This is a genomic window from Rummeliibacillus pycnus (assembly GCF_044359855.1).
GTDB classification, from domain to species: domain Bacteria; phylum Bacillota; class Bacilli; order Bacillales_A; family Planococcaceae; genus Rummeliibacillus; species Rummeliibacillus pycnus_A.
Genome location: NZ_CP132291.1, coordinates 1,772,726 through 1,784,915, shown reverse-complemented (window position 1 = coordinate 1,784,915; position 12,190 = coordinate 1,772,726). Strand labels below are relative to the sequence as shown.

At 30.8% G+C, this 12,190-nt stretch carries 7 protein-coding genes and 1 other RNA gene; 5 read left to right on the top strand and 3 right to left on the bottom strand.

Features of this window, described 5'->3' with window-relative positions; all coding sequences use genetic code 11:
* Positions 1–37 precede the first annotated feature (37 nt).
* Positions 38–505, top strand: a complete 468-nt coding sequence (smpB, locus tag Q8X41_RS08765) for an SsrA-binding protein SmpB (protein ID WP_397539845.1) — start codon at positions 38–40, stop codon at positions 503–505.
* 351 nt (positions 506–856) lie between these two features.
* Positions 857–1,214: a transfer-messenger RNA gene (gene ssrA / locus Q8X41_RS08760) on the top strand.
* Between the two features lie 146 nt (positions 1,215–1,360).
* Here the strand turns inward: ssrA and Q8X41_RS08755 are convergent.
* From Q8X41_RS08755 to Q8X41_RS08745, 3 genes are all read right to left on the bottom strand, one after another.
* Positions 1,361–2,527 carry a tyrosine-type recombinase/integrase gene (locus Q8X41_RS08755; RefSeq protein ID WP_397539844.1) on the bottom strand — a complete coding sequence of 389 codons (1,167 nt, stop codon included), beginning with the start codon at positions 2,525–2,527 and terminating at the stop codon, positions 1,361–1,363.
* A 200-nt stretch (positions 2,528–2,727) separates the two neighbouring features.
* On the bottom strand, positions 2,728–3,906 hold the full coding sequence (locus Q8X41_RS08750; RefSeq protein ID WP_397539843.1) for a tyrosine-type recombinase/integrase: 1,179 nt from the start codon (positions 3,904–3,906) through the stop codon (positions 2,728–2,730).
* Between the two features lie 26 nt (positions 3,907–3,932).
* Positions 3,933–4,139: a DNA-binding protein gene (locus Q8X41_RS08745; RefSeq protein ID WP_397539842.1), complete on the bottom strand. Its 207-nt coding sequence runs from the start codon at positions 4,137–4,139 to the stop codon at positions 3,933–3,935.
* Positions 4,140–4,758: 619 nt separating this feature from the next.
* Between Q8X41_RS08745 and Q8X41_RS08740 the strand changes: the two genes are divergently transcribed.
* The 3 genes from Q8X41_RS08740 (at position 4,759) to Q8X41_RS08730 (ending at position 11,577) form a co-directional block, all read left to right on the top strand.
* Complete coding sequence (locus Q8X41_RS08740) at positions 4,759–5,991, top strand: YecA family protein (RefSeq protein ID WP_397539841.1); 1,233 nt, start codon at positions 4,759–4,761, stop codon at positions 5,989–5,991.
* Positions 5,992–6,333: 342 nt separating this feature from the next.
* Entirely contained in the window at positions 6,334–9,930 is a 3,597-nt protein-coding gene (locus tag Q8X41_RS08735; RefSeq protein ID WP_397539840.1) for an SIR2 family NAD-dependent protein deacylase, read from the top strand.
* 681 nt (positions 9,931–10,611) lie between these two features.
* Positions 10,612–11,577: a hypothetical protein gene (locus tag Q8X41_RS08730; RefSeq protein ID WP_397539839.1), complete on the top strand. Its 966-nt coding sequence runs from the start codon at positions 10,612–10,614 to the stop codon at positions 11,575–11,577.
* The last annotated feature ends 613 nt before the right edge of the window (positions 11,578–12,190 follow it).

Below are 12,190 nucleotides of genomic sequence, written 5' to 3'. Positions count from 1 at the left end.
CCGCTCTTCTCAATCCATTTTATAGAGGTGACTCCATATGCCAAAAGGTACTGGAAGAGTTTTAGCACAAAATAAAAAGGCTGGATTCGATTACTTCATCGAAGAAACGATTGAAGCAGGGCTCGTATTAAACGGTACAGAAATCAAGTCCGTACGCCAAGGGAAAGTTCAATTAAAAGACTCCTTTATCTTAATCCGTAATGGTGAAGCATGGATTTCCAATATGCACATCAACACATATGAACAAGGGAACATCTTCAACCACGACCCACTTCGCGTCCGCAAACTATTGCTACATAAAAAGCAAATCATGCAATTGAAAATAGACGTCAAACGCGATGGATATTCAATTGTACCGCTTAAAATGTACATAAAAGACGGATACGCAAAAGTCTTAATCGGTCTAGGTAAAGGTAAGAAAAACTACGACAAGCGTGCAGACATAAAGAAAAAAGAAGCAAAACGCGAAATGGGCCGCGCCCTAAAAGCAAAAAATCAATTCTAAAATCTACCACTTGAAGTATGACCTAATTTGTCATATACTCTATGTATAGCAAATAAGCCAGTTCACAGTATGATAACCATACTGATCCGAAACGCTGTTAATCAGCACCTTAATGGATGACATATATCGTGCTTGCAATTTCTGAGTCAATACGATGAAGAAGTGTGATGTGTTTCTAAATCCGATTTGTTAGAGAATGATACACTATGTATTACTACTCTCTGCAGGATTTTTAGACACAAGCAGTTCGAGGAATCGAACGAGGAAGCACCGGAGCGTACTAAAGTACGTGAGGATGCGACTGAGAGAAGATGACGAAGAAATGCGCCGTGTATAAAAATCCGATATTAAGGGGACGTTACGGATTCGACAGGGATGGTCTGAGCTTGAGTTGCGCGTCGGAGGTCTCGGCTTCGTCACCAACGGAAGTTATATAATAACTGGCAAAACAAACAACAACTTAGCTTTCGCAGCGTAAGCTCGAAACTGCCTAACTGCTCTATCGCCCATGTAGCGTAGCTAGGCTCAACTTTAGTGGGATACGGTTACTAGTGCCACTTGAGCTAGTAACAAGAGATTTCCAAGTTAGCGCACAGGACGCCTGTTTGTCGGCATAATGCTGCGCGAATCCTAAATAGACAAACTACACGCGTAGTAACTGAAGTATCAGAGTTTCTGGACGTGGGTTCGACTCCCACCGTCTCCATACAGTGAAATGTACTGAATTTCATGGAGTGTCATAAATGTTGATTTATCAACGTTTATGGCACTTTTTTAATGCCTTTGAGTTGTCCTGAATTGGACTGAATCCTTATTAAAAACCTTATTAACCTTTGTTAAACCTTTGTTAGAAAATTAGTCATTATCAGGTTCATTAATAAAGTTTGTAAATTTATCGATTGTCTCTGCTTTTGCTTTTTTCGTAACGTGAGCATATACATCTAATGTTGTTTTTACATCTCTATGACCAAGTCTGTATTGTACTTCTTTAATTGTTGCCCCTGCTTCAAATAGTAAGGAACAGTGAGTATGGCGTAATCCGTGAGCTGTAATGTAATCAAGGTCATACTTTTGAAGAAAAGATGAAAGCCATTGGACTGTTTTATTTGGATCTAGTAACACATTTTGTTCGTTTGAAAATACTAGTTGCTTTTTAGTGTTTGTATTCAATCCTCTTTCTTTATAAATTTCCACTTGTTCAGTCTTCCATAATTTAAAAAGACTCATCGTTTTTTTGTCAGCTTTAATTGTTCGGGATTCACCGTTTTTGGTAGGCCCTAGATATAATCCTGATTCCCCACGTTTTACAGCTTTAGTGATGCGAATTTCTTCCAACTCAAAATCAATGTCTTTCCATTGAAGTGCAAAAGCTTCACTTTTACGCATTCCTGTAAAACCAAGAAGATGAAATAGGGCAGTTCGTTTTAAATTGTTATCTTGCTCTAGACAATGTAAAAATTGAATCAATTGTTCACGTGAATAGAAGTTTTCAAACTCTTCATCTTCATCCTCTAAACTGATTTTTGATTTGATAATGGGCATTTCTACAAGATCGAATGGATTTTTATCGATTAAACCATGTTTGATTGCGTATTTCATTACTAAAGCAGCATAATTTTTTACCATACGGAAACGTTGGAGCTTTTTTGCCCATTGATTCACGTGCTTTTGACAAATTGCTGCATCAATTTTAGCAATCTTATAGTTACCAAACATCGGTAAAATATGATTTTTAAAAATACGCTTCGTTTTTAGCAATGTACTGTCTTCAACTGTATTTTCGTAATGTTCCATCCATAATTCGAAAACGTCGCGATATGTTTCAAATGCCTGTTTACGAAAAGTGCCATTACGAATTTGTTGTTGAATTTGAAGAAGAGCTTCTTTAGCCTCTTTTTTTGTTCTGAAACCACTTCGAGTAGTAGTTTGTTCTTTACCAGTTAAAGGGTCTACACCGATGTACACGTGAAATTTATATCTCGTTTCTTTGTTTTTGAGTTGGTAAGTTTTAATATTTGTCATATATACCTCCAGTCTTTTGCTTACGGAGACGTAGAGGTGTAGTAACATTTACTACAATTTAAGTTTATTTGATGGAATTAAGTTTGGCAAATGAGAGAATAGGCAAAAAAAATAACCGCTAGGGAGTGATTTGATACTCTGAAGCGGTTTTAAATATTCGTCAATTCTATCTATTAAAATTTACCATAGTACACTTAGAATTAGTAAATGCCATGCTCTTTATAATAGGCTAATAAAGATTCCAGAGTGTCCCGTTTAATTTTATCTGTTACATGTAAGTAGAATTGTGTCGTAGTGTTTTTGGACAATACATGTCCAAGTCGATTTTGAATACCGACAAAATCTGCACTAGCTTCCGCTAAATGTGTTGTATGAGTGTGACGTAAACCATGCACAGTAATAAACTTTAAATTCAATGCCTCAATTACCTCTGTAAGTTGCTCGTTTGGATAATATGAATTTAAATAGTTATTAACAGAGTTATTAAAAATTAATTGATCAGTTTGCTTATCAAGTGAAATTCCAAGCTGAGTTAATAGCAAAACTTGTTCTTGTTGCCATTGTTTTAGAATATCTAGTGTTACATCGTCAAGAAAAATGATACGGCTAAGTTTCCCTTTAGGGCGACCAACATTATTCCCATTATTATGCTTAGAATAAGAATACGCTTCATGAATAGCTAGTGTTTTCTTTTTATAATCAACATCTGACCATGTTAATACGAATAATTCACCTTTACGTATGCCTGTAAACATCAGTACGCGTAATACAGTCCGTGCCATTGAATCTAGAGACGGTAAATGAGAAATTAATAGTTTGAAATCTTCAATATCGAGATAATTATCACTAATTTCATGTACAGATTCTTTAGGGATTTTGGCAGTACTAAATGGATTTGAATTAATGTATTCATAACGTACAGCTGTGTTCATAACATCAGATGCATAGTTAATGATATGATGAAAATACTTTAATTTTTTTGAAAGTTGTATAGCGAATTGTTCACAATGACGAACAGTAATTTTAGAAACTTTCATATGTCCAAAGAATGGTAGGATATGATTATTAAAATAGCCTTCAGTTTTAGAATACGTACTCATCACAATCCCAGAATCTTTATAATTCACATCCCACTCTTCATATACACCCGAAAACGTTTTACGCATGTCTTCTGGTTTTTGACCGCTGTTAAACTCATACTTTAGTCTATCGATTTCAACTTGAGCTGCTTTTTGTGACGAAAATTTGCTACGAGTCACAATTTTATCTTTTCCGGAATACGAATCGACGCCTAAGTAAACGGTGAAACGGTAATATTTAGATCCATCTTTTAAATTATATTCCTTAATTGCTGAGTGATATTTTGATTTAATTGTCATATTAATTTTGCCTCCAAATTTTTGTATTAAATACTGTGTTTATGCATAAAGTCATCTAATGAGGTCTTAGAAACTCTACGTATTCTCCCGATTTCCACAATTTCTAACCCCATTGTTTGAAATGCCCTCAATGATTTATAAGAAACGTTTAAATAAGCTGCCGCTGTTTTTAAATCCATCCATTCGCTTATATAATTGTTTAATTCTATTGTTTCTGTATTTTTACGTTGCATCCTAATTGCTCCTTTCAAATAGTAATTATTAGTCCCTTAGATAACATAATTACTTGAAATATACTAAGGGGCTTTTCAATAAAACTTAGAAAACTTGAATCACTAGTTCAGCTAAGCTGTAAACATATTAGCAGGCGTTTTCAGAAATTCGAACAAGCTTGTAAAAAATATTTTTAGAATGTTATTTTGTTCTAACAGTTATAAACAGTGCTTGAATAAAAGTTTTATAAGTGAATGTCCGATGGATCATTTATAATAAAGTTTGATTAAAAATCCTGTGTTGATCTGGAGGATTTTTTCTTATTCAACAATAGGGCCAGATTCTTGAATAACGTGTATATATGTATCCTTTTTATAAAGATTGATAATTTATAACAAAGTTCGATAATTTTAAATAAAGTTTGATAAAAAATAATCTCTTCGTGTATGATATCTGTAAGAGTTTTTGTATTTTTATGGAAAAATGGTTATCTTTATGAGTGATTTCCAAATACACTAACTAGAGCAAAAAAATTATTTATTTTGATTACAAAAAGTAGAAAAGCAATATGATAGTAAAAGGATAGTTTCAAAGTTAAAGTATTTCCTTGAATCTAAATAAAATTCTGGAGGAGTTTGTGTGGAGAAAATTGCTAGTTTGGAAGAAATTTTAGGGGTTTTACCTTCCTATATCCTTTCAAATGGGATTTATACTGTAGAGGAGGAAAGCCTATGTCCATGTGGTAAAGGTGAAAAGTATAAAGATTGCTGCTTGGATAAACGCGAAGAAATTTTCAATATATATAATTCTAGTGAACATAAACAATTAGAAAGAAATGCTAAAATCGGGAACTACTTGAATTCTAGAAAAGTTAAAAATATACCTAGTTTTAAATTATACAAAAAATCTTTAGAAAAAAAGAATGTTGCATTTTGTTTGGCAAGTAATTCTAATACACCTTGTTCAAATGAAGGGATTCGATATGCTCATACCCTGGCTGAAAGCTCTGTATTGAAAGTTTTTAGTGAAAATCAAAAAAATCTTTTTACATTTAATAGGTATTTGAATTTTCCATCCGATAGCTTAGATGATTATTTTGTATCCATCAAAACTAAAGAAGCAAGCATTGTGAATACTTTTTGTGGTAATCATGATAAGAAATTATTTAAAGAAATAGAGAATGGGAATATTTATAAAAGCGAGCCATTACAAGAATTACAATTAGCATTAAATGCAGCTGCTTTAAGAGTCTATGGATTAATTTTACAAATTATGTTATCACAAAAAATGTTAGTGGAACTAGAAGAGCTATGGATTGAAACAGGGTTACATAATGATTATGCTTCTTATATCAAAGAATTAAAAAAAAGCATCGAGATTTCAAATAAGTTAGTAAGTGATATAGAAAATAATCATACATCTGATTTGTTTGCATTTTCTCTAGAATTAAAGGGTGAAAAATTACCTTTTGTTTTTTGTGAATGCTTTGATATTGAGATAGAGGATAATGTTGTCATTCTTGCTTTTATGAATGTGTTTCCATCAGAAGGTGGAACATGGATTACGGTAAGTACCTATGAAGAAGGGAAAGCATTTATTGAATTGTTAAGGAAGTATAAAAACGAAAAAAAAATAAATGAGATTTTACAAATTGTAGTTGATCAAATTGGTTTACAAGGTAGCAATATATATTTCAAAGAAGATTATATTAAATCACTTACTGAAGAAGAAAAAGCGATTCTGTACTATGCATTTACTTTAAATGGGGCTGTGAGAATTGCTGAAAGTTTAGAAGAAAAGTATTTTAGTAACTATAACGATGAAGCAATATGGGATTTATATTTTAATACGCTTATTAAAAATTTTAAGTGAGGCTAAGTTAATTGTTAATTGAGTTTCTTAAGTAGAAGAAAATACATATAACAAATAGATTAACTTTAAAACGTATGAATTTATTAAAGAAGATTTTTCAGCATCAAAATGATTTTAATCAATCTTTTAAAAAAAAACCTCCACACCCTCAATATCAAACAGATTGAGATCATGTTTTAGTTATTCCATTATAGGGCGCTTTTCTGAAATAAGGATAAGCGCTCGTTTTTCAATTAAGGGCCTCAGGGGAAAAGTGGATGTTAATGTTAAAATTTACTTAAGATTTTACAATAGGGTTAAACGCTTGTGAAGCGGAGTAATCGATGGAGGAGAGGTGTATTTATGGGTTCTGAGTTAGTTCATACATATATAAATGATATTGCAAAAAGGTTACATGATCCGAATAAATATGGATCTACTTCCGTTATGGTAGGAGCTGGATTTTCTAAAAATGCAATAAGTTTAGCAGAGAATACGGTCTCACCAAACTGGGAAGAGCTAGCAAAAACAATGTTTGAATCACTGTATCCCTGCCCTGATAATAGGGATGAAAGAGAAAAATGGGAAAAAGTATTGGTGAAAAAAACATCTGGGAAGAACGTTTTAAAGTTGGCTGAAGAGTATAAGGTAGCTTTTGGTAGGAATAAACTTGATAAATTTATTGAAGACAGTATAGAGGATGATAAATTTATTCCTGGCGATTTACATGTAAAGTTACTAGATTTGAATTGGAACGATGTTTTTACTACTAACTATGATACTTTACTAGAAAGGACAATAGGTAATATTTCGGTTCGAAAAAATTATAAAATTTTAACTTCACAAAATGACCTTCCAGGTAGTACCCATCCACGAATAATAAAACTACATGGCAGTATTCCAACTGCAAAGCCATATATTATTTGTGAGGAAGATTACAGAACATACCAGGTGAATTATGCTCCATTAGTAAATACGGTACAGCAGTCTATGCTTGAAACTCAGCTTTGCTTACTTGGGTTCTCTGGGGATGACCCTAATTTTCTTAATTGGTTAGGTTGGTTACGAGACAATATGGGAGATAATTGTCCTCAAATATATCTCTGTGGAATTTTTAGTGATATGAGTGAATTTGAAAGAAAGATGTTGGAAAGTCAGAATATCACTGTTGTAAATTTAGAATCCCTTATAGAAAATAATTCAACGAATAAACATTATGATGCAATTAATAAATTTTTGGATTTATTAAAGAATTATGGGGAGAAAAGAAATATCTTCAAAGAAATTCCTTTCAGATATGACCCGTTGTGGGAAATTAAAAAAGAAGAATATTATAATGAAATGCTTAAGTATACAGATAAAGTAAATACCGAAGTATCTAAATATTTAGTTTTACCAGTTAACGAAATAGGTGATTTTCATAAACAATTGTATAAACATTTTGAGTATGTACTTAGACAAGAAAATGACCAAAACAAATTTATTTTGTCTAGTAATATAGCAGTTTTGTTAAGAAAGTGTTATATGCCATTAATAGATCATGATGCTGAGCAGATTATAAATTTATTAAAAGATTACCCTTTTGAGAACCTGCCCAAAGATACAGAGACAAATAACTTTAAATCAATGTGGTTTGAATTGGTTATGTATCTCGCGGAAATGTATCGAGTAGATAGTAACTTTGACCAATATCATGAAGTGATTAAATTGCTTAAGTCAAACATTATTCATATGGATAAACAAAGAAAGGCTGAATACTTTATAGAGATATGTAAGTATAATATTACAGAATTTAATTATACACAGGCGTTAGAGTGTGTAAATAAGATTGAAGAAGATATTTCGTTTGAAATACAGGTAAAAAAGGCATGTCTATTAAGCCAGCTTCGAATGTTTGATGATGCGCTAGATATACTGAAAAAGTGTTCTGCCGCTGTAGCACAAAAATCATATTCAGAAAATAAAACAGCTGCATTGATGAGTTATATAAATCTTTGCGGAAGGTCTCTAAATATATATGGAAACAGCTTAAATGACTTTTCTGATCAAGAATTTACAGATAATAAATATAATGTGAGGAAAATTATAAATGAGAGTAAGGAGAAGTTGACTAATAGCTTGTTTGCAGCGGAACATAAAAAAAGAGGGGAGTTCCAGGCTTTCAATCCAAATACGTACACTTATACTTATGGTACCACACCAACTGAAGTAACAGATGCTTTCACTGATGCATTTCGTTATTTGCTTATTCAAGATAATTTGTGTCTACCTATATTTAGTGATCATAGACAACTCATAGCGAAAGCATGTACCGAGTTAATTTCAGCTAGTGAAAATCCTCTATGGAAATGGTCTTATATCATTAGAACAGAAGATGAAAACATGATTAAGATGTTTTTTACAAAAGAAAGAATTGTAACAGCTAGTATTGAATGGACTCGTAGATTATTTGACCAACTAATATTGCTGTTAGATGCTCTTCAACAAAAGGGGTATAGTTATAAGTTCAAGCAGATAATATCCCAGAAAGCAATCTTTGTTGTTTTACCGAGATTATGTAGCGTCTTAGATGATGATAGGATTATAAAATTTCTGGATAAAATTTATGAAAATATACCAAAAGTAGATGATATAAATAAAAATGATATTAGTAACGCCATGTATGGAATATCCTTCTATTTTAATTCAAATATTTTAAGGCAGTATATTGATAAGATTTTAAAACAGTCTTCGTCAAATGATATTCATCTAGCAGGTTATTTCCAAGATATTAAGGTTGATGATATGAAGGACCTTGTATCGCATGAGTTAATTTTAAAGATTCTAGATGAAGTAAAAAGTAAAGAAATCAATATTCGTGATAATGGTTTAACTAAGCTTATGTTGTTGAATGAAAACAATCTATTGATAGAATATCAAGAGCAAGTTTCTGAAGCAGTTTGGCAACAAGTCGATAAGTTTAGTATTCCAAAGTCAGAAATTTACTCTGTTACATTGTGGGAGAGGTTACCTCATCAATCAGAAGTGTCTTTCAATAAAATGTATATTTCATATCTAAAGAATCCTGAATTTCCTCGGTGTGTAGACGGAGGGATAATACATGGCTACGTTAACGTAGATAGTGTTATTCAATCCTATAAAAGTAGTTTTTATGTATTATCCTGCTTTAAAGATAAGAACTACACTAAAATTGATTGGAATAACGATTTAATCAATACAATATTAGAATACCTTTTTGATTACTTGGAAAATGAAAAGCGGTTAATCCTTGATTATAAGTATGATATTTTCGGGCAAGGAAAACAAGCTCAGAAATATTTTTCAAAATTGAGCGAGTTAGTAGCTTACATTATTACTCAAGCTGCCATTTCTGACTGTTTTAATCAAATTGACAAGTATCTGGTTAGCAAAATAATTGATATATTTAAGGAAACAGAAACATCAATATTAAGTATTAGCATTATAGAGAAACTTGTCATTGATGATTGGAAAGACGTCTATAAAGATATTATGAAGCAAATTATGTCAGGTTCTTTGGATTCAACATCACAAGCTTTTACTGCTTTAGATATTGTAGTTGTATATAAGAATTTTAAAAATAACGATATTGAGATTGAAGATGAATTACTAGATCTTATTAAGTCACTAAAGTATATGGATGTTAAAAATAGTCGTTCAATTCTTTTACATCTGTCATCAATAATTACTAGAGAAATGTTCTTAACATCTCAATTTACAAATGTAATCATCTCATCATTACAAGAATGCTTGGATATTTATGAAATAGCAATTACAGACATAAATAAAGACTATTTAGATGCGTTATTTAATTTGTCTAACTTGGCTAATCGATATTATGATGAGTTGAAAAATCATCAAATTCAAATTCCTGAAGAGATGAATCAATTAATAGATAAACTGAGAAAGTTGCCACTTAATGAAGTTAAAAACATGTGGTAGTCCTGACATAGTGAAATCTTTTATTGAAAAAGCAAAAAAAGTATTTCAAGTGAAACGATAATCGATAGCTTGTTAAAAATAAACATTATAACCTCAACCTATAAGAAAGGAGGATGTTTTGTTTTTCATAGGGTGATATATGTAAAGGAGTTCCCAGAAAAGATGACCTTATTTAGTGGCTTATTTAATTAAACAGGTTATAGAAACTAATCGTATTATTCAATTAAAGGGCGCTTTTCTGAAATTAAGGAAAGCGTCTTTATTCATGAAAAGGGCCATATTGTAGAGGAACTCATTGTTGAATTAAATGGAAAGGCATTGCTTTTTTATATTTTGTTATGCCATTAAAAGGGAGTTTTTCTTCAATAAGGTCCCCTATTTTTTTACATATCCTTAAAACGACAAAAATCCCCGATTTTATATTGAAGTAGGCATTTTTCTTCTTAGTCAATTATGAGGCTTTAAATTAAAGCACTACACTACATTGAATAAGTTGTTTGTTTTATTATTTAAAATAAAAAGAGCGGAATGGTTAAAAAATTTATACAATTTAATATTAGTTTAGGTGAACTGTATCATAAGAAATGAGTTCTTTCTATATTCGAGGTAAAAGAACAGCACTTTTACATCAATAGTAAAGATAGTTTTAATTTTTTGCGATAATTGAAGGGAACTGAATACATGGAGATTGAATTAATTAAAATATTGCATAATAATATAAAAAAATATAGAGTATTATACACTTTATTTATAATTTTTGTTGGTGTTTATTATATAAAAAAAAATAATAATGAAGTATATCAAATTATAGTATCCACAGTATTGTTAAATATAGGACTAATTAATAATAATAAAAATGTAATAATATTTATTGTTATATTAGTACCGATTACTTATCTTTTATTAAAGAAAAGTGATTCTGAATTTAAAAAATTGCTAGAGAAACATTACCCGGAATTTGACAGTTGGGATTCTAAAGATACATTTCCAATAAAAACAAGAGTGATTGAGGACTATAGAAAATCCGACAATACTCGTGAGATTGTAATATTTAACGAATTAAGAGATAAAATAGAGCGGTTAAAGGGTAAAATAGAGTTCTTTCAAGATAGAAAAAGAATTTTTCAGGTCCCATTTGACGTTTCGGATATAGAAGTCTATCGAGGAGAAAGGATTTGTAAAGACAAAATAAATGAATCAGAAACAAATTGGAATGAGTTTAATATTATTATTGAATATTTAAAGGCTGGAGAATATGAAAAGCATAATTTTAAACTATTTGGTATAAGGTTTTATAAGACTCATTACTTAATATTAAATAAATTTAATTATATTAGATTATGGGGTAAACGATTACTACCATATGAAATATCATGGTTAAAAGAACAGTGGTATAGATATGTTTTGCCAAGAATTAAATGGCATTTTAGGTTAAGGAATACTTTTTCAATATTTAAACCGCTACCTTTAAAAGTTGTTTTAAAAGACATCTTCAGAAATTTATTGAGAATAATATTAACCTTACCACTAGTTTTATATATTTTATGGTTCATGACACACATCTTAATGGAAACTATCCTATTTACATATTACCTATGTAAGATATGGATTACATTTGCTATTGATGTAATAAAAACTATTACATAGAAATAGGGGTATATTATATAATGAACCATATGTTGGAATATATTGTGATTCAATATGTTTTGTGGAGATGTTTATACAAAATAGGGAACAGGCTCGTATGAATGTGCCTGTTTCTTATTTTTGTTGAAGTATATAATCTATTTTTGATGAAATTGATGCGGCATATTGCGTTAAATGAGCAATAATTTATAAAAATAATGCTTTAGCCTTTAAAGTTTGCTGATATCTACCTCGCGGTAAACAGTATTATAAGTATATATGATTCTTTAGTAAAAATACTTTTCATCTTAAATTAATGGAGGGGCTTTTCTTGAATAAGGTTACAGTAAATGATCTTCCACAATCGGGTGCTTTTCTGTAACAAGGAGAAGCGCTTATTTTTCATTAAAGGGCCATATTGTTGAATAACCTCTTTTTGAAATATAGTGTTTATTATAAAAATTTGAATTATACTTTAGATTAAGTGCTTAAACTTTAGGAGCAGAATATTTCAATAAACAATTAGATAATAATGTTAATATATAGTTAGATGGTTTTTGAAACATTAACTGAACAACTTTCGGTTGTAACCTGGGGTATTACTAATCGTTCTTTACCTTTCAATTCAGGTAAC